The following is an 18,504-nucleotide window of genomic DNA, read 5'->3' as shown; positions in this document are numbered from 1 at the left end:
GTCGTTCACGGTCGGGCTCGGCATGGGATCAGTGGCGCTTCTGCGACAGATGGAAGACGTCGGCTGCGAGACGGGCGGCGGCCTGCCGGGTCGAACGGGCCAGCAAGTCGGTGCGGATCGCGCCGCCGGCAGCCAAATGCCGGTCGTAGGACAGGACACGCACGCTTGCACCCGTCGCTTCGAGCCGCGCGACCGCCTTGCCCAGGTCCAGCCCCGAGTGCGGCACCAGCTCGGTGAGAACGACGACCGTGCCGCCGATCATGTGCCGGGGCAGCCCCTGCATCCACTGGAGCACCGCGTGCGTGCTGGTGATGCCCTCCAATGTGGCGGGCGCGGTCAGGACACGGGCCTGAGCGGCGGAGAGCGCAACGCGGGCGACCTCGGCGGGCAGCGTCTCGCAGTCGACGACCGTCACACCGAAATAGCGGCGCAACGCCACCATGACCCGCTCGTACGCCCGGGTGTCGAGCATCGCGCCGATCTGGCCCCGGCTGCCCGGCAGCAGCCAGGCGTTGTCCGGAAGCTGGACGAGATATCCGGTGACGTCGAGAAGGGACATCTGCGGCTCGACGATGTCCGCCACATCGCTGGTCGTCCAGCGCAGCGACACCGCGCCGAGGCGCAGTGGCAATGAGCCGAGCGCGGGGTCCGCCTCGACCAGCAGGACGGGGTCCTGCCGGTAGTGGGCGTACGTCGTGCCGAGAAGCGCCGCGACGGTCGACTTGCCGGCGCCGCCGCGTATGGAGGTGACCGCTATCTGGCGACCGGTCGTCACGGGCTGCTGGAGCACTTCCGCGGCACGGGTGCTCTCGGCGACCTCGCGCGTGGCCGACGACGCGACAAGGCGGCGCACCCCGCGGACGGCACGGGCGGTGAAGGGCTCGCCGGGGCGGGGCTTGCGACTTGCCGCGGCGATGTCCGCTCCGACGACGGGCCGAGAGTCGGGGGTCTGCCGGGGCCGGGCGGTGGCGGCGGCATGGGGCGCCGGGACGGGGTGGGCGTAGGGCTGGGGCTGAGGGGGGTGCGTCGAGCCGCCCGGCACGGGCACCGGGTGCGGCGTGGCGCCCGGTGCCGGATGTCCGGGGGCGTGCGGCTGTGGGGTGTGCTGCGGTGCCGGATGTCCGGGGGTCTGCGGCTGTGGGGTGTGCTGCGGTGCCGGATGTCCGGGGGTCTGCTGCTGTGGGGTGTGCTGGGGCACCTGAGGTGCGCCGCCGCCCGGCTGTTGGGGCGTCGGACGGCCCTGTGACGATGCCGCGTCCGGCGTTGTCGGGGCGCCGCCCCTGAGCTCACGCAGCAGCTCGCCCTGCCAGTTGTCTCCGTTCGGCATGCGTGCCCTTCTCCTCCGACCTGCTGCCCCGCCCCGGAGCGCGTTCGCGTTGACTCAGAACTTGTTGAGCAGCTGCCCGTACGCGCCGAACACCCCCACGGCGAGCGGGAAGAGCCCCACCACGCCGATCGATTCGACCAGGTCCGCCATCCGGCGCAGCCGGACCCGCACATGCTCGGGCGGCTCCACCGCGAGGACCAGCAGCGGCAGCACGGCCGCCGCGCACAGCAAGGCGAGCGGACCGGCACCCCCGGAGTGCTGCGTCCACAGCATGACAAGGCGCACAACGAGGGCCGCTGCGGCGGCGAAAAGCGTCACGACCTCCGCGACCAGCGGGAAGGCCCGTGCGCGTGCCAGCAGCACCACGGCGACGAGCGAGGGGAGCACCACGGTCCATACGGTCTGTCTCTCGGCCAGGGTGAGCAGCCAGCCCGCGGCGGCTGCCGACACCGCCGTGACCACCGTCGCGAGTGCGAGCCCGCGGTGCGTGGCCGCGAGCGCGTTGGCCACCTGGTGGCGGCTGACGGAACTGCCGCTCGAGCGGCGGTCGTCGAGTGCCGTGAGACCCGACGCCATCAGGGCGATTCGTGGCAACAGGCCGAGCAGCACCACGGAGAAGAGGGCCATGACCGCTCCCAGCCTGGCCGGCTCGTCCTGGACGGCGGCAACGGCCTCCCATGTGATCGCGACAACGCCGGCTGCCATGGCTCCGATGACTCCTCCGCGGCCGAGCGGCGAGAAGTAACCGAGCAGCAGCAGCGTCATGACCAGCGACGTCGCGACGGCGGCGAGCCGAGCGGTGCCGGGCCAGCCGTAGGCGTCGGCGGTGGTCCAGGCTGTGAGCATGCCGAGCCCACCGGAGGTGAGCAGGAGGGCCGTCGCCAGACCGCGGTTGCCCCGCCCTGTCCTTGCGACGACCGCTCCCGAGGCTGCGAGGACGAACGTGACGGTCCCGAGCGCGACTGCCAGGGAGCCGAGCGAAAGCTCACGGCGGGCGAGCAGCGCGGCGGTCACCGCGAACGCGACGGTGGCCACCCCCGCGGTCGCACGGCGGGCGTTGGGCCGCCAGCGCCAGGCCCGCAAATCGAGGTCGTCGGCCACCTGGTCGGTGACGTCGTGCACCACGGGGGCAGGCGGGGCGGAGTGCGTCCTGACCAACTGGAGCACGGCGCCGTCGGATATCCCTGCCGAGGCAAGGGTGCATTCGTGCGGCAGCGCCGAGCCGTCGGCGGTGAGCAACTGCCGTGTCAAAGGGCGCGATGCCGCTCTGTCGTCCAGCAACTGCAGGATGTCGGGCAGCAGTTGACCGATGGGAGTGTCGGAGGGCAGGACGAGGTCGGCGCGGCGTCGCTCGCCGACCAGCGTCACCCTGCTCAGTTGCGCCCGGGAAGGCGTTGCTGTGCTCACCACTTGCGGGAACCTATCACCGTGCCGCGGCGAACCACCGGCCCCTTTGCGCCGATCCTGATCGTCACCGTGTCCCCCGATTCTTTTCCGGCAACTCTTCCTGCGCACGTCGAACTCTGCGCGCAATGACCGGCGCCGGCATCAGTTCTTTCCAGCGCCCGCCGACTTCTCCGGCTCCGGATCCTGGGGCTGCACCGGCTGCTGATACTGCTGATCCTGGCGCTTCTGCTCCGCTTTCTGCTTCTCCAACGTGTGCTGGAGGAAGGACCAACCGATGCATCCGGCACACAGGACTGCCGCTATCGCGATGCCCGCGAACAGCTTCCCGAGTCTCTCGTCCGCGCTGCGGCGCGCCCGCTGTGCTCCGAAAAGCAGCGCGTCCCGCATTCTGCGCCGGCGTACTGCCACCGACTCCAGAAGCTGACTGTCGTAATCCCGTGACATTCGTCGCCCCGTCGCCCCGTCGCCTCAGCTGTCCGTCGCGTGGCCGCCCGTCCCACTGTCACGGTCGACAACCGTTTGCGGCTGCCCGGATCGAGGCATGCGGAATCCCCCCGCCATTGCCTCTGCAACATAAAGCATGGCCGCGACGGCGGCGCACCCGGCCCGCTGCTCCCGGCCACCGCCTACGAGTTGTACGTTCCCTGGGCACGCTCGAGGCCGTCGATCACCAGGCACTCCACCGCGTCCGCCGCGCGGTCCACGAGGTAGTCGAGTTCCTTGCGCTCCGTGGAGGAGAAGTCCTTCAGCACGAAGTCCGCGACCTGCATACGGCCCGGCGGGCGGCCGATGCCGAAGCGCACCCGGTGGTAGTCGGAACCCATCGCCTTCGTCATGGACTTCAGGCCGTTGTGCCCGTTGTCCCCGCCCCCGAGCTTGAGCCGCAGGGTGCCGTAGTCGATGTCCAGTTCGTCGTGGACGGCGACGATGTTCTCCGTCGGCACCTTGTAGAAGTCCCGCAGTGCCGTCACCGGGCCGCCGGACAGGTTCATGTACGACATCGGCTTGGCGATCACCACCCGCCGGTTCGACGGACCCGGAGCCCCGATCCTGCCCTCCAGCACCTGCGCCTGCGTCTTCTGGGCGCGCTTGAACGAGCCGCCGATGCGTTCCGCCAGCAGGTCGGCCACCATGAAGCCGACGTTGTGACGGTTCGCCGCGTACCCGGGCCCGGGGTTGCCGAGGCCCACGATCAGCCAGGGCGCGTTCGTGTCGGACATCTGTGCTGCGTCTCCTCGTAGGACGGGCGGTGGAACTCGCCGGACGGGCCGTGGAAAGGGGAACGGGGTGGCGGGCCGGGTCGTGTCCCAGTCCGCCACCCCGTCCAAGTCGTCAAGCTCGGGATGAGCTTACGGCTCAGGCCTCGGCGGCCTCTTCACCCTCGCCCTCGGCGCCCTCGGCCGCCGGCTCCTCGGCCTGCGCGGCCAGGATCTGCAGGACGACGGTGTCGTCCTCGACGGCCAGCACGGTGCCGTTCGGCAGGGTGATGTCCTTGGCGAGCACGGAGTCACCGGCGGCCAGGCCCTCGATGGAGACCGAGACGGACTCGGGGATGTGGGTGGCCTCGGCCTCGACCGGCAGGGCGTTCAGCACGTGCTCGAGCAGGAACGCGCCCGGGGCCAGGTCGCCCTCGGTGTGGACCGGGATCTCGACGTTGACCTTCTCGCCGCGCTTCACGAGCAGCAGGTCGACGTGCTCCAGGAAGCCCTTCAGCGGGTCGCGCTGCACGGCCTTCGGGATGGCCAGCTCGTTCTTGCCGCCGAGGTCCAGGGAGATCAGGACGTTCGGCGTGCGCAGGGCGAGCAGCAGCTCGTGGCCCGGCAGCGTGATGTGGACCGGGTCGGTGCCGTGACCGTAGAGAACGCCGGGGACCTTGTTGTCGCGGCGGACACGGCGGGCGGCGCCCTTGCCGAACTCGGAACGGAGCTCTGCGGTGAGCTTCACCTCGGACATGTGCACTCCTCGTATTGAGCAGAAAGCTGGTGGCGGTCACCCGGCCACGACAGGCCTGCTACGAAGAGCGCGTCGATAACGGACCGCCGCGTCCCACAGGACACGGCCTCCCTCGCCGAGCAACTTGCACAGTCTACCCAGCGCCCGCCCGGGCCCAAAATGGATCACCGGACAGGGGAGAAGAGCCGCCCGGGGGACATGCGAGAAGGGCCGCCCCGTGCGGGACGGCCCTTCTCGATCACGTTGTGCCCGGTCGACGTTACGCCTGCTCCTCGAAGAGGCTCGTCACAGAGCCGTCCTCGAAGACCTCGCGCACGGCGCGGGCGATCGTCGGCGCGATCGACAGCACCTTGATCTTGTCGAGCTCCAGCTCGCCCGGCGTCGGCAGCGTGTTCGTCAGCACGAACTCGCTGACCTTCGAGTTCTTCAGACGGTCAGCCGCCGGCCCCGACAGGATGCCGTGCGTCGCCGTCACGATCACGTCCTCGGCGCCGTGCGCGAAGAGCGCGTCCGCCGCGGCGCAGATGGTGCCGCCGGTGTCGATCATGTCGTCGACCAGGACGCAGACCCGGCCCTCGACCTCGCCGACGACCTCGTGGACCGTCACCTGGTTGGCGACGTCCTTGTCGCGGCGCTTGTGCACGATCGCCAGGGGCGCGTCGAGCCGGTCGCACCAGCGGTCCGCCACGCGCACACGGCCGGCGTCCGGGGAGACGATCGTCAGCTTGTTGCGGTCGACCTTGGCGCCCACGTAGTCGGCCAGCACCGGCAGCGCGGACAGGTGGTCGACGGGGCCGTCGAAGAAGCCCTGGATCTGGTCCGTGTGCAGGTCGACGGTGAGGATGCGGTGCGCGCCCGCCGTCTTCAGCATGTCGGCGATCAGACGGGCCGAGATCGGCTCACGGCCGCGGTGCTTCTTGTCCTGCCGGGCGTAGCCGTAGGACGGGATGATCACGGTGATGCTCCGGGCGGAAGCCCGCTTCAGAGCGTCGATCATGATCAGCTGTTCCATGATCCACTTGTTGATGGGGGCCGTGTGGCTCTGGATCAGGAAGCAGTCCGCACCGCGTGCGGACTCCTGGAAGCGGACGTAGATCTCACCGTTGGCGAAGTCGAAAGCCTTCGTCGGGACGAGGCTGACACCCAACTGGTGTGCAACCTCCTCGGCCAGCTCGGGGTGGGCGCGGCCGGAGAAGAGCATCAGCTTCTTCTCGCCGGTCGTCTTGATCCCGGTCACAGCACTGTCTCCTCAGACGTGTTCTCTGGCCGCGAAGGTCCTGGACACAAGGGTCCTGGGCGCGAGCCAGCCGAATTTGTGTGCACGTATCACGGTACGCCGAGTTCGACGCACCTGTTTCCGGTCAGTTCCCCTCGGCGACCTGTTCCGTTGCCTCCGCGGCTGCCTGTGCGGCCGCGCTTCCGGGGCGCTTACGAGCCACCCATCCCTCGATATTCCGCTGCTGCCCGCGGGCGACGGCCAGCGAACCGGCCGGTACGTCCTTCGTGATCACGGAGCCCGCGGCGGTGTACGCACCGTCCCCGACCGTGACAGGAGCCACAAACATGTTGTCCGAGCCGGTCTTGCAGTGTGAGCCGATCGTCGTGTGGTGCTTCGCCTCGCCGTCGTAGTTCACGAAGATGCTCGCCGCGCCGATGTTCGTGTACTCGCCGATCGTCGCATCGCCCACGTAGGAAAGGTGCGGGACCTTGGTGCCCTCACCGATCGTCGCGTTCTTCGTCTCGACGTACGTGCCGATCTTGCTCCGCACGCCCAGGCGGGTGCCCGGCCGCAGATAGGCGAACGGGCCCACCGAAGCGCCCTCGCCGACCGTGGCCGAGTCCGCCACCGTGTTGTCCACCCGGGCGCCGGCGTGCACCATCGTGTTCGTCAGCCGCGAGTTGGGGCCGACCTCCGCCCCCTCCGCGATGTGGGTGGTGCCCAGCAGCTGCGTACCCGGGTGCACCACCGCGTCCGGCTCGAACGTCACGGTCACGTCGACCAGCACGGAGGCCGGGTCGACGACGGTGACGCCGGCCGTCATCGCCCGCTCCAGCAGCCGCTCGTTCATCAGCTTCCGGGCCTCGGCCAGCTGCACGCGGTTGTTGATGCCCAGGATCTCGCGGTGGTCGCCGGCCACCGAGGCACCCACTCGGTGCCCGGCCCCGCGCAGGATGCCGAGTACGTCGGTGAGGTACTCCTCGCCCTGGCTGTTGTCCGTGCGGACCTTCTTCAGGGCATCCGCGAGAAGCTGCCCGTCGAACGCGAACACACCGGAGTTGATCTCACGGATCGCGCGCTGCTCCTCGGTGGCGTCCTTGTGCTCGACGATCGCGGTGACGGCGCCGGTGGCCGCGTCCCGCACGATGCGGCCGTAACCCGTGGAGTCGGGTACCTCGGCGGTCAGCACGGTCACCGCGTTGCCGTCGGCGGAGTGCGTCGCGGCGAGGGCGGACAGCGTCTCGCCGGAGAGCAGCGGGGTGTCGCCGCAGACGACGACGACGGTCCCGGCGATCTGCCCGCCGAGCTCCTCGAGGCCCATGCGCACGGCGTGTCCGGTGCCGTTCTGCTCGGCCTGGAAGGCGGTACGGGTTCCGGCGCAGCACTCGGCGAGGTGCGCTTCGACCTGTTCACGTGCGTGTCCGACGACCACGACGAGCTGCTCGGGCTCCAGCTCACGGGACGCGGAGACGACATGTCCGACGAGCGAGCGCCCGGCGATTTCGTGCAGGACCTTGGGGGTCCTCGACTTCATGCGGGTGCCCTCACCCGCTGCGAGAACGACGACGGCTGCCGGGCGATTGACGCTCACGGGAATGCCCTTCGGCTTCGGGTGGTGGGACAACCGAAGGATACCGGGGGGTTTCGGGCCGGAAACGAGCGCGGGTCCCGACCGAGAGGTCAGGACCCGGAGATGCGAACACGAGCTGTGGAACCCGGCTCGTGGAACCGCCGATGTGGGCCCGAAGGCCGAAAGCTCCCCCGTCAGGACTCGAACCCGAACAGATGGCACCAAAAGCCACAGTGCTGCCAATTACACCACGGGGGATGGAATGCGTCGGAACCGGACATTGCGTCCGGCTGCCGAACCGGCACCCCACACTATGCCAGGTGCCCTCCTCACGACGGTAGGAAAATGACTCGCACCCGCCCGTAGGCTGGAACACATGACCACAACGGGGGCGCAACACGAGGCCACGGGTTTGACCGCCCGTGGCCCGCTGTGGTGGGGACGACGGCGCAGTGCCGTGCTGGACGTGGGGCTGGCTGTCGTCTCCGCCTTTGAATGTGCGCTGGAGGGTGTCGGGTTCGCGGACTTGGCCGCGTTGCCGGTGCCTTTCGGGGTGCTGTTCGGGCTGGTTGTCGGATCGGTGCTGGTCCTGCGGCGGCGTTGGCCGATCGCCGTGGTGCTGGTGTCCATCGCGACCACGCCGGCCGAGATGGGCTATCTGATGGGGATCGTCGGGCTGTACACGCTCGCCGCCTCCGAGGTGCCACGCCGGATCACGGCGACGCTGGCGGGGACGGCCCTGTCCGCGACCTTCATCGTGACCTTCGTACGGGTGCGGCAGCAGGTCGAGTCGGCGGACTTCGACGCGCCCGGCGGCTGGTACGTACCGCTGATGTCGGCCTCCATGTCGCTCGGCCTCACGGCCCCTCCGGTGCTGCTCGGGCTCTACATAGGGGCGCGGCGACGGCTTATGGAGAGCCTGCGGGAGCGGGCGGACAGCCTGGAGCAGGAGTTGTCGCTGCTGGCGGACCGGGCGGAGCAGCGCGCCGAGTGGGCCCGCCAGGAGGAGCGGACGCGGATCGCGCGGGAGATGCACGACGTGGTGGCCCACCGGGTCAGCCTCATGGTGGTGCACGCGGCTGCGTTGCAGGCCGTGGCGTTGAAGGATCCGCAGAAGGCGGTGAAGAACGCGGCGCTGGTGGGGGACATGGGGCGGCAGGCGCTGACCGAGCTGCGGGAGATGCTCGGTGTGCTGCGTTCCGGCGAGGCCCAGGCGCGGGCGCAGGCCGATGTGCCGCTCGCGGCGGTGGGCGCGGCCGCCGCAGCCGCCGCGGCCGCCGCCGCGGAGGACGGGCCGTGCATCGCGGACATCGAGGTGCTGGTGGGCCAGTCCAGGCAGGCGGGCATGGTGGTGGAACTCGCGGTGCTGGGGGACGTACGGGCGTATCCGCCGGAGGTGGAGCAGACGGCGTACCGGGTGATCCAGGAAGCACTGACGAACGTCCACAAGCACGCGGCCGGCGCCAAGGTGATGGTGCGGCTCGCGCATCGTGACGAAGAGGTCGCGATGCAGGTGGAGAACGGCGCCCCGGACGCGGCCGGCGGGGCGGCGGACGCCGGCCTGCCCAGCGGCGGCAACGGCCTGGTGGGGATGCGGGAGCGGGTGACCGCCCTGGGCGGGGTGTTCGTCTCGGGGCCGACGGAGGTCGGGGGCTTCCGGGTGTCCGCGGTGCTCCCGGACCGGGCCGAGGCCAGCCTGCGGTAGCGGTTCGGACGGGGCGGGGGCCGTAGCGACCCGCCCCGGCCCGGCTCAGCCCGACCGCCCGCCCCGGCCCGACGGCCCGGCCGCCCGCCCCGGCCCGACGGCCCGGCTGAGCCCGACGGCCCGGCTCAGCCCGGGATCAGCCGCATCGGCTGGATGCCGGTGACGAGAGTCGTCAGCGCCTGGTCGATGTCCCGGCCCAGATACCAGTCGCCGGTGTGGTCGACGCTGTATACGCGGCCTTCCACGTCCATGGCCAGCACCGCCTGCTGATCGCCCTCCATGCCCAGCGGCGAGATCTCCGTGTCCAGCGCCCGGCCGAGGTCGGCGAGGGTACGGGCGAGATGGAGGCCGGCGAGCGGATCGAACTGGAGCGGAACGGGCGCGTACTGGCGCCCCGGCCCGGGTGCGGTGACGGTCAGTCCGCCGAATTCGGCCCACGCCTCGACGGCCGCGGGGGAGACGGTGTGCTGGTGGCCGGCCGGGGAGACATGCGCGCGCAGGGTGTCCGCCCAGTGTTCGGCCTGCTTGATGTCCCAGCGGCCGGGCTGCCAGCCCGCCTCGCGCAGAGCGGCGTCGACGGCGACGGGGAACCGGGTGGTGCTGAGGTGGTCGGGCATCGGTCGCGGTCAGCCGTTCTCGGGTGCGGTCGGATCGACGGGGCGTACGCCGAAGTGGTCGAGCATCGCGGTGCACGACCGGCAGGGCGGGGCGTAGCTGCCGTGCAGCGGGTCGCCGTCCTCACGGATCCGGCGTGCGGTGAGCTTCGAGTGCTTGAGCGCCCGCCGGGCCTCGCCGTGGGTGAGGGGTTTTCGCTGAGCGCGTTTGGAGCGCTGGGTCTCCGCCGCGCCGAGGTGGCGGGAGAGCAGGATCGCCTCCGGACACCGCCCCGTGAAGCGCTCCCGTTGCCCGCTGGTGAGGGTGTCGAGGAAATCCTGCACCAGCGGATGGAGCGGCGGCGGCCGGTCGCCCTTTCCGGCTGTGCATGTGAGGGTCTCGCCGCGTACGGAGAGTGCGGCGGCGACGGCGGGCAGGATTCCGTCACGACGGTGCCGGAGTCCCGGAGCCCGTCCCGACTCGTCGGAGATCCAGCTGAGGCGTGGATCACCGGATGTGCCTGGTTGCACTGTGCGCATGGTGTTGCCGTCCCTCCCGTGCACTCCCCCGTGGTGCGGGTAGACAGACTGCCAAATGGGGTGGCCCGTAAGGAAGCTGGGTAGCTGAAACGTGTCTACCGACTGTCACTGCAGGGCCTTTGGGTCACTCGAAAGTGACTCTTCGTTACGGAACCGGAGGCCCGGCAGCCACTCTTGCCCCACCGCTTAGGCTGTGCTGAACCAGCCAGAAGCCAGCAGGGGGCAGAACGCCATGACGACAGGTCGGCAAGGCCTGGGGGCAGCCACGGGCCCCGGGGCCGGCGCACCATCCGCGCCACCGAATGCGGCCTACGCCGGGCAGGTCGTGCACTTCCCGGACCCGGTCCGGGCCTCCCGCCACCCCAGAGGGGTGCGGATGGACGACGACGGCTACCCGGACTTCTCGCCGTACGCACGCGCGGCTGCGGAGATCGCCGAGCCCCCCGAGGGCTTCGGCGTGGACGAGCTGCGCCTCACGGACTTCGTCTCTGCGAACGCCGCGCTGCACGCGGACGGCCACCCGCTGTGGGACACGATCCCGGCGGTGGCGACGCCGCACGGCTGGACGTGGCACCACGTGAGGGGGTCGCGGCGGCTCGAGCTCGTACCGGTCGAGGTGAAGGCGCTGCTGCGACACCACGGCGGTCTGGCGACGGCGGTGGTGGACCAGGACAAGCGGGGCACGCGCCCGCTGCAGGAGACGCGGCCCGCGCACTTCGGTCTTCCGAAGGGCGCGCTGTCGGTGACCGAGCAACAGCTCCGGCACGTCGAGGAAGACCTCGGATACCGCCTTCCCGGTGCGTACCGCTCCTTCCTCAAGGCCGCGGGCGGTTCCGCCCCGGTCGGCGCGGCACTGGACGCGGAGCTGGGTCTGCTGGTGGACCAGCCCTTCTTCACCGTGCGCGAAGAGGCCGCGGTCAACGACCTGGTGTACGTCAACAAGTGCCTGCGGGACCATCTGACGAAGGACTACCTGGGCGTCGCCTTCGTCCAGGGCGGGATCGTCGCGCTGAAGGTGAAGGGGGCGGACGTGGGGACTGTGTGGTTCTGCGCGTACGACGACGTCCGTGACCAGGCCGGGTGGAGCGTGCAGGAGCGTGTGGAGCGGCTGCTGCTGCCCTGCGGCGAGGACTTCGACGCGTTTCTGCAGGGGCTCGCGGGCAATCCGCCGGAGCTGGAGACCGTGGCGAATCTGATGGTGGACGGCGGCTTCGCGCGGGCCGTTCCGGTTTCGGGCGAGGGGTGATGCTCCGATGGTGACTTTCGCACAGGCGCAGGAGCGCGCCGAGGAATGGGTCAACGGCGATGTGCCCGCGTATCAGCACCGTGAGGTGCGGGTGCGCGAGTTCGAGCTCGGGTTCGTGGTGTGGGCGGAGGACCGCGAGGGAGGCGGCCGTTCCGACGGCGGCCGTCAGCGGCTGGTCATCGCCAGGGACAGCGGTGAGGCGACGCTGTGGCCGGGGCTGGCGGTGGGTGAGGTCATCCGCCGGTACGAGGAGCAGTACGGCGGCACGGACGAGACGCCGGCCGCGGCGGGGGCACAGGCGCCGGAGCGGATCGATCTCAACCAGACGTCGTTCCTGTTGAGCCCGCCGGAGTGGCTCCAGGACGCTGCCGACAGGCTGGGCATCCCGGACCGGCGGGCGTCGGCCGGGTCCGGGTCCTCGTCCGTGGATGCGGCCGGGTCCGCGTCCTCGTCCGGGTCCGTGGGCGCGGCCGGGTCCGCGTCCTCGTCCGGGTCTGCGGGCGCGGCCGGCGCCGCCGGTGCCGCTGCCGGTTCCGCTCCGGCGGCGGACGCGACGCCGTCCCCTGTGCCCGATGTGCCCTCGGCGGGAGCCGACCGGTCGGTCGGCGCGGGCCAGCCGGAGGCCTCGGGGTCGATCGGGGCCAACGCCTCGCAGGCGACGGGAAGTTCCTCTTCCATCCCGTCCTCGCCCTCTTCCTCGTCCACCTCGTCGTCTTCGTCGATGCCCGCTTCCGCTTCCGTTTCGGCCTCTTCCTCGGCCGGGTCGGCGTGGCCGGAGGCCGGGTCGTCGTCAGGCACGGGCAGCGCGAGCGCGGGAGCGTCGGAGAGTGGATCCGCGTGGCCGAGTGCCGGGTCCGCCGACTACGAGCCGACGGCTTCCGACGGCGTGCCCGCCACCCCTTCGGGAGGCACGGGCACGGCCGACGGCTGGACGGACACCACCTCGGCGGGCTCGGACGACGTGTCCGTGCCGCTGCCGGCGACGGTGTTCGCGCCGCCGGTTTCGGTGGACGACGCCACCCCGCCGCCCGTGGCGGCGGATGCGCCCACGGCGCTGATGTCCGGCGGCAGCCAGCTGCCGAAGACCGCCATCGTGCCGGGCCTGAACCCGCAGCCCGAGCCGCCGTCGTCGCAGCCGACCCCGCCGCCGGCGCCGGGTTCCGGCGCGGCGGACATCGCGGACGCGGCGACGAGCAAGGCCGTGCTGCCCCCCCGGGGTGCGCGCGGCGGTACGGGGGCGACGCCTCCGCCGCCCGGCGCCCCTGGCACTCCGGGTGCCCGCCCTGGCGCAGGCGCCACGCCTCCGCCGTCGGGTCCGGGCGCGCCCGGTGCCCCGGCGGGCGGCTACCTGCCCACCCAACTGGTCTCCCAGCTCGGTCCGGAGGCGCCGCAGCCTCCCGGTCCTCCCGGTGCGCCGCAGCCTCCTGGTCCGCCGGCGCCTCCTGGTTCGACGCCGCCGCCCGGTGGTGGTGTGCACCATGCTGCGACGATGCTCGCCGGTCCCGCCCAGATGGGTCCGGAGGCGCCGCAGCCTCCCGGTCCTCCTGGTGCGCCGCAGCCTCCTGGTCCGCCGGCGCCTCCTGGTTCGACGCCGCCGCCCGGTGGTGGTGTGCACCATGCTGCGACGATGCTCGCCGGTCCCGCCCAGATGGGTCCGGGTGCTCCGCAGCCTCCCGGTCCTCCCGGTGCGCCGCAGCCTCCTGGTCCGCCGGCGCCTCCTGGTTCGACGCCGCCGCCCGGTGGTGGTGTGCACCATGCTGCGACGATGCTCGCCGGTCCCGCCCAGATGGGTCCGGGTGCTCCGCAGCCTCCCGGTCCTCCCGGTGCGCCGCAGCCTCCTGGTCCGCCGGCGCCTCCTGGTTCGACGCCGCCGCCCGGTGGTGGTGTGCACCATGCTGCGACGATGCTCGCCGGTCCCGCCCAGATGGGTCCCGGTGCTCCGCAGCCTCCCGGTCCTCCCGGGCCCGTGGTGAACGCGCCGCAGCCGCCTCAGGGCGGCGGTCGGCCGCCTTACGGGTATCCGCAGCAGCCGACCGGTCTGCCCACGGTCGGACCCGGCTACCAGGCCGTCCTGCGCTACCGCGCGCCCGACGGTTCCGAGGCCCAGCTGATCCGCCGCTCCGCCCCGGGCACTCCGCACCCGGAGTGGCAGATCCTGCACGAGCTGCGCGCCATGAACGTGCCGCCGCAGCAGGTGCTCGAACTGCACACGGAGCTCGAGTCGTGCGAGCTGCCGGGTGCGTACTGTGCGCGGATGATCCGCGAGACGTGGCCGCAGGCGCGGATCACGTCGATCGCCCCGTACGGCAGGGACCATGCGTCCCGCCAGCAGGGCATGCAGCAACTCATCGCTCACCAGGGAGAGTTGCATCAGGTGGCGGACGGCCCCGCCCGGCCCGCGCCGGTGCGTGCGCCGCTGCCGCAGGTGCCGCCGGCCCCGCCGATCCCGCCGGAGGGTGTCGCCCAGGAGCTGGCGGGTGCGTTCGGGCCGCAGGGCATCTGCCGGTTCGACCAGCGGGCCGTCTCGCGGCAGGGCGTGCCGGAGATCGTCGCCGCGACCCTGGTGTGGGCGGGTCTGCCCGGCGACTTCAACCCGTTCTTCTGGGCGCAGCCCGCCCAGCCGGTGGTGCCGACGCTGGCGGAGCTCGCCGCACAGCGGCAGGTGCAGCCGGCGTCGGACGCGGGTTCGTATCTGGTGGTCGGCAGCGACTTCGGCCGGGCGATCTGCGTCCAGTACGGCACGGCGCACATCGTCGCGGTGCCCGTGGAAGCGGGTCCCGGCGGCCGGCCCGTGGCGCCGCAGTTCGTGAACACGGGCCTGCCGGAGTTCGTCCGCTGTCTGGCGCTGCTGGGCCGCATGTGGCGTCTGCGCTTCGGTCTCACCCCTGAGCAGGCGGGCCGCTGGACGGTCGACTTCCAGGCGCAGCTCGCAGCCCTGGACCCGGCGGCGCTGTCGTCGCCGGAAAGCTGGTGGTCGGTGCTGCTGGAGCAGATGTGGGACGGGCTGCTCTGACGCGCTGATCCTTCCCGCCGGGCCCGGTTCACCGAACCCGGTCCGGCGGAAAGGATGCTGAGGTTCTGTCAGCCTTCAGACGTCAACGGCGGCCTCGGTCCCAGTCGCCACGGTTGTCCCAGTTGTTGTACCGCCAGTCATTGTGGTGCCGGTCGTCGAAGAACCGGTCGTCGAAGAACCGGTCGTCGAAGAACACGCCGCGGTCCCCGCCGCGGCCGTCGTTGTAGCACCAGTCGTCGTAGCCGTACCAGTAGTCGCAGTACCCGGACGAGGGCGCCTGCGCCGGAGTGGTGGCATTCGCGACACCGGCTCCGCCGAGAGTGAGGCCCAGAGCCGCGACGAGACCGGCGGAGAGCTGGAGAATCCTTGTCGTCCCTGCCCGCATGGTGGTTCCTTCCCGGGGCGTAGACGGGGCCGATGGCCCGCACGCACGCACGTGTTCGCGTCAGTGCGCGAGACGCGGGGATCTGTCCCTCGGAGTGGTGAATCCAATCCCAAACTAGGCACCGCGTCATAGAGAAGTCAAACGGTACAAAATGCCCTGTAAGTAAGCGGAGAGGAACGGTATCGACGCAGCTCGGAGCGGGTGAGCACAGGAACGGGCGCCGACGGTACGAATACCCGCCGACGCCCGTTCGCGCGCGTCAGGACGCCGGGGCGCGTCAGGACGTGGGCGGCACGCCCGCCAGGATGGCCGGCTCCGCGGCCTCGTAGCGCAGCCGCTCCTCGTCCGTGTCGCGCTCGTACAGGACGGTGCCGAGCCAGCCGGCGAGGAAGCCCAAGGGGGCCGAGACGATGCCGGTGGTGGTGAACGGGAACCAGTTGAAGTCCGAGTCGGGGAAGACCGCGTGCGGTGATCCGGAGACCAGGTTGGTCCCGGTCATCAGCAGGATCGCGGAGCCTGCTCCCACGATGAGCGTGCACAGCAGGCCCGCGCGGGAGAAGCGGCGCCAGAAGAGGCTGTAGACGAGCGCCGGGGCCACCGCGGAAGCGCCGATGCAGAACGACAGGGTCAGCAGCGCCTGGAGGTTCAGGTGCCTGGCCCCCGCCGCGATGGCGAGCGCGACGAGACCGACGCCCGCCGCCGCGGTGCGCGCGATGGCCATCTCCGTGGAGTGCTTGAGTGTCGCCTTGCGCAGTCCGTGCGCGACGAGGTCGTGCGCGAGGGTGTTGGCGCAGGCGAGGGTGACGCCGGCGACGGAGGCGAGCAGGGTGAGGAAGATCGCCGTGGCGACCGCCGTGAACAGCAGGGTCTCCAGGGTGTTCGGGTCCGTGCCCATGACCGCCTGGGTGACCATCAGGAACGCGGTCTTGCCCTGCGGGTCGCCGGTGACGAGCCCCTCGTGTCCGACGATCGCCGCCGCGCCGAATCCGATCACGACGATCAGCAGACAGGTGACCAGGACGGTCGACACGGCCCAGGACATCGAACGCCGCACGGCGGTCGCGCTGCGCGCGGTGAACATGCGCATGGTGATGTGCGGCAGGACGGCGGCGCCGAGGACGACCGTCAACTGTGCGCTGATCATGTCGACTTCGTCGCCGGCGAACTGCAGCCCGGACGCGAGATACGCGTCTCCCGCGCCGCTGCCGCGCGCCGCGCCCTCCAGCAGCGCGGGCAGGCTGAAGTCGAAGCGGTTCAGGACGAGTACGGCGACGGCGGTGGCCGCGCCGAGCAGCACGACGGTCTTGACGATCTGGATGAAGGCGGTGCCCTTCATGCCGCCGATGGCCGCGTACACGATCATCAGCAGGCCGAGGAAGACGATGGCCCCGGTCTTGAAGCCGTCGGCGTGGAAGCCGAGGACGACGGCGAGCAGGTCGCCCGCGCCCGCGAGTTGGAAGATGACGAGCGGCAGCAGCGCGGTCAGGGTGACCGCGGCGGCGGTGATCCGTACGACGGGGCCGGGGTTGCGGCGGGCGAAGACGTCGCCCATGGTGAACCGGCCCGCGTTCCGCAGGGGTTCGGCGAGCAGGAACATCATCAGGACCAGCGACAGCGCGGTGCTCAGGGCCAGCGACAGGCCGTCGTAGCCGAGGAGCGCGATGATGCCGATGGTGCCGAGTACGGTGCCGGCGGAGATGTAGTCGCCGGCGATGGCGAGGCCGCTCTGCATGGGGGACAGCGAGCGGTAGCCGGTGTAGAACTCGCCCAGATCGTCGCGGTCGGGCCCGGTCATCACGCACAGCAGCAGCGTGACGGTGATGACGACGATGAAGGCCATGAGCGACATCGTCTGGGCCTCGGAGCTGAACTCGGTCATGCGCGCATGCCTCCCGACGGCTGCTGCCATCCGGAATGCTCGGGACGGCCGGCTTTCGCGGCCGTGGCCGCTTCGGCCCGTTCCCGTATGGACCGTGCGAGCGGGTCGACCCGGTTGCGGGCGATCCGCTCGTAGACGGCGATGGCGACGAGGGCGACCGGCAGCTGCACGAGTCCCAGCAGGATTCCGGTGGTGAGTCCGCCGCTGATCTTGCCGGTCATCATCCCGGGGGCGTACCCGGAGAGCAGGAGGAAGACGACGAAGTAGCCGAGCGCGGTGAGTGTCGCGACGCGGCGCAGCTTCCGGTAGGACGAGCGGAGTCCGCCGATTCCGGCCCGGCCGTCATAGGAGGACGGCACGTCCGACGGCCTGTGCCCGGGGCCGGGCATGTCCCAGGGCTGCGGTGCCGCCTCCTGGCGGTGGCGGCCTGGGGGCCGGGGCTGTGGCGGTGGGTCGGGGAAGAGCTGGTGGTACGACATCGTGCTTGCTCCTTGCCGCCCCTGGTGGCCGGGGCGGGTGGTGCTGGTGGTCCGCGTACGTTACTCAGCAGTAGGGCGAAGGCGTAAGGGGTTTCCGACCGCGCGGTATGTCGTTTCGGTGACGATCCCGTGCGGGCGCGGATGGACCTGCGGTAACCCTGGCCGAAATGTCGGCGGACGTCCTGGATGGCCGGGAATCACGTCGGCGCCATTGATCCGAAACGGTTTCCGCTCCGGGTCGTTGGCGGGTGTCATCTCCGGGTGCCAGACGAAGCGCGTCCAGCTGACGGTGACGTGTGTGCGTCGGGCCGTAACCAGCAGGTGACGTCGACGGCCGGGACCGGCCGACCATCGGCAGCCCGCGGCAGCGGCACCACCGCACATGTTTTGGACGAAGGCCGCGAACCGAGTGATCAGGTTCGACGTGCCGTTCGACGCCGGACGTCGAAGAACACGTCAGGGCCCAACGGATGAAGAAAGGGCCGAAATGACAGGGCGCCCTCCAGTGGGCTCGGCTCTGTCAGCTCGCCTGTTTACGCTGACATCCCATGTCACGGATCCGGCGGATCGCCCTGGTCGTATTGCTGGCGGCAGCGTGGATCCCCTTGGGGGGGTGTACGACAACCGCGCCGTCCGACGACGATCGGATGAAACGGGCGGCTGCCGCGAAGGGTGACGAATTCGCCGGCCAGGTCGATATCGGTGACGGTCGGAAGCTGTACATGAGGTGCAGGGGGAGCGGCAGCCCCGTGGTGATCCTGGAATCTGGATACCACGACTCGTCCGACACCTGGGACGAGACGGATACGCGACCGCCCGTGCCGCCGTCGCCGGCCGTCTTCCCCGGTGTCACCCTCGTCGCGACTGCCCGATCTCCCGCTCAGGCGTCCCCACCCTGGGTCGCCTGCGAGGCCACCCGGCCCCCGCAGCGTCAGGGCGATTTCAAAGTCGGGGTGATCTTGTAGGCGTGCAGGTCACGGCGGTGTGACGATGTTCTGTGGGCGCGCGACGTACGCAACGAAGCTCCGTTGTGCGGGTGACCTTCCCAAGTCGCCTGCGCCCAACGGAGCTTCGATGTGCCGCCAGTCTGCCACCGTCTGTCTGATCAAGTCGCCCAGCCGTCAGCACCGTGCGATCGGCCCGCTGGCGCTGCGGCTGCGGACACTGGCCGATCCGCGGTGCCGGCGC

Annotated in this window: 15 protein-coding genes and 1 tRNA gene; 3 read left to right on the top strand and 13 right to left on the bottom strand. The window is 71.0% G+C overall.

All coding sequences use genetic code 11. From position 1 onward, the window contains the following. Nucleotides 1–28: 28 nt before the first annotated feature. The 8 genes from ACZ4SA_RS19835 to ACZ4SA_RS19800 all read right to left on the bottom strand — a co-directional run bounded on the left by ACZ4SA_RS19835 (nucleotide 29) and on the right by ACZ4SA_RS19800 (nucleotide 7,734). Nucleotides 29–1,327, bottom strand: a complete 1,299-nt coding sequence (locus ACZ4SA_RS19835; RefSeq protein WP_468276092.1) for a MinD/ParA family ATP-binding protein — start codon at nucleotides 1,325–1,327, stop codon at nucleotides 29–31. Between the two features lie 54 nt (nucleotides 1,328–1,381). Beyond that, on the bottom strand, nucleotides 1,382–2,737 hold the full coding sequence (gene eccD, locus ACZ4SA_RS19830; protein ID WP_468276090.1) for a type VII secretion integral membrane protein EccD: 1,356 nt from the start codon (nucleotides 2,735–2,737) through the stop codon (nucleotides 1,382–1,384). Between the two features lie 138 nt (nucleotides 2,738–2,875). After that, nucleotides 2,876–3,178 carry a hypothetical protein gene (locus ACZ4SA_RS19825; protein WP_468276087.1) on the bottom strand — a complete coding sequence of 101 codons (303 nt, stop codon included), beginning with the start codon at nucleotides 3,176–3,178 and terminating at the stop codon, nucleotides 2,876–2,878. 182 nt (nucleotides 3,179–3,360) lie between these two features. Further along, the gene (pth, locus tag ACZ4SA_RS19820) at nucleotides 3,361–3,954 is read right to left on the bottom strand and encodes an aminoacyl-tRNA hydrolase (RefSeq protein WP_468276084.1); all 594 of its coding nucleotides are present in this window, start codon (nucleotides 3,952–3,954) and stop codon (nucleotides 3,361–3,363) included. A gap of 136 nt (nucleotides 3,955–4,090) precedes the next feature. Then, a complete protein-coding gene (locus tag ACZ4SA_RS19815) occupies nucleotides 4,091–4,687 on the bottom strand; it encodes a 50S ribosomal protein L25/general stress protein Ctc (protein WP_468276081.1) in 597 nt (198 codons plus the stop codon). 259 nt (nucleotides 4,688–4,946) lie between these two features. After that, nucleotides 4,947–5,924 (bottom strand): ribose-phosphate diphosphokinase, encoded by a 978-nt coding sequence (locus ACZ4SA_RS19810; RefSeq protein ID WP_468276079.1) that lies wholly within the window; start codon nucleotides 5,922–5,924, stop codon nucleotides 4,947–4,949. 124 nt (nucleotides 5,925–6,048) lie between these two features. Next, nucleotides 6,049–7,497 (bottom strand): bifunctional UDP-N-acetylglucosamine diphosphorylase/glucosamine-1-phosphate N-acetyltransferase GlmU, encoded by a 1,449-nt coding sequence (gene glmU / locus ACZ4SA_RS19805; protein WP_468276077.1) that lies wholly within the window; start codon nucleotides 7,495–7,497, stop codon nucleotides 6,049–6,051. A gap of 165 nt (nucleotides 7,498–7,662) precedes the next feature. Further along, nucleotides 7,663–7,734, bottom strand: a tRNA-Gln gene (locus tag ACZ4SA_RS19800). 118 nt (nucleotides 7,735–7,852) lie between these two features. On the opposite strand from ACZ4SA_RS19800, the gene ACZ4SA_RS19795 reads away from it, so the two are divergent. Continuing rightward, a complete protein-coding gene (locus ACZ4SA_RS19795; protein ID WP_468276075.1) occupies nucleotides 7,853–9,181 on the top strand; it encodes a sensor histidine kinase in 1,329 nt (442 codons plus the stop codon). Between the two features lie 125 nt (nucleotides 9,182–9,306). On the opposite strand, the gene ACZ4SA_RS19790 is transcribed toward ACZ4SA_RS19795, so the two are convergent. Both ACZ4SA_RS19790 and ACZ4SA_RS19785 read right to left on the bottom strand, forming a co-directional pair. Then, nucleotides 9,307–9,798: an SUKH-3 domain-containing protein gene (locus tag ACZ4SA_RS19790; protein ID WP_468276073.1), complete on the bottom strand. Its 492-nt coding sequence runs from the start codon at nucleotides 9,796–9,798 to the stop codon at nucleotides 9,307–9,309. 9 nt (nucleotides 9,799–9,807) lie between these two features. Further along, complete coding sequence (locus ACZ4SA_RS19785) at nucleotides 9,808–10,314, bottom strand: YwqJ-related putative deaminase (protein ID WP_468276071.1); 507 nt, start codon at nucleotides 10,312–10,314, stop codon at nucleotides 9,808–9,810. Nucleotides 10,315–10,546: 232 nt separating this feature from the next. Between ACZ4SA_RS19785 and ACZ4SA_RS19780 the strand changes: the two genes are divergently transcribed. Both ACZ4SA_RS19780 and ACZ4SA_RS19775 read left to right on the top strand, forming a co-directional pair. Continuing rightward, nucleotides 10,547–11,560, top strand: coding sequence for an SMI1/KNR4 family protein (locus ACZ4SA_RS19780; RefSeq protein WP_468276068.1), 1,014 nt, complete (start codon nucleotides 10,547–10,549; stop codon nucleotides 11,558–11,560). A gap of 7 nt (nucleotides 11,561–11,567) precedes the next feature. Next, complete coding sequence (locus ACZ4SA_RS19775; protein ID WP_468276066.1) at nucleotides 11,568–14,573, top strand: SUKH-4 family immunity protein; 3,006 nt, start codon at nucleotides 11,568–11,570, stop codon at nucleotides 14,571–14,573. An 82-nt stretch (nucleotides 14,574–14,655) separates the two neighbouring features. On the opposite strand, the gene ACZ4SA_RS19770 is transcribed toward ACZ4SA_RS19775, so the two are convergent. From ACZ4SA_RS19770 to ACZ4SA_RS19760, 3 genes are all read right to left on the bottom strand, one after another. Then, complete coding sequence (locus ACZ4SA_RS19770; protein WP_468276063.1) at nucleotides 14,656–14,958, bottom strand: hypothetical protein; 303 nt, start codon at nucleotides 14,956–14,958, stop codon at nucleotides 14,656–14,658. Nucleotides 14,959–15,235: 277 nt separating this feature from the next. Next, entirely contained in the window at nucleotides 15,236–16,837 is a 1,602-nt protein-coding gene (locus ACZ4SA_RS19765; protein ID WP_468276060.1) for a sodium/solute symporter, read from the bottom strand. Next, nucleotides 16,834–17,316, bottom strand: a complete 483-nt coding sequence (locus ACZ4SA_RS19760; RefSeq protein ID WP_468276058.1) for a DUF485 domain-containing protein — start codon at nucleotides 17,314–17,316, stop codon at nucleotides 16,834–16,836. The genes ACZ4SA_RS19765 and ACZ4SA_RS19760 overlap by 4 nt, the downstream gene beginning before the upstream one ends. Between the last annotated feature and the right edge of the window lie 1,188 nt (nucleotides 17,317–18,504).

This window comes from Streptomyces sp. NPDC027962, from assembly GCF_055566095.1.
The sequence above is the reverse complement of the archived record's forward strand: the minus strand, read 5'-3'. Positions and strand labels throughout refer to the sequence as shown.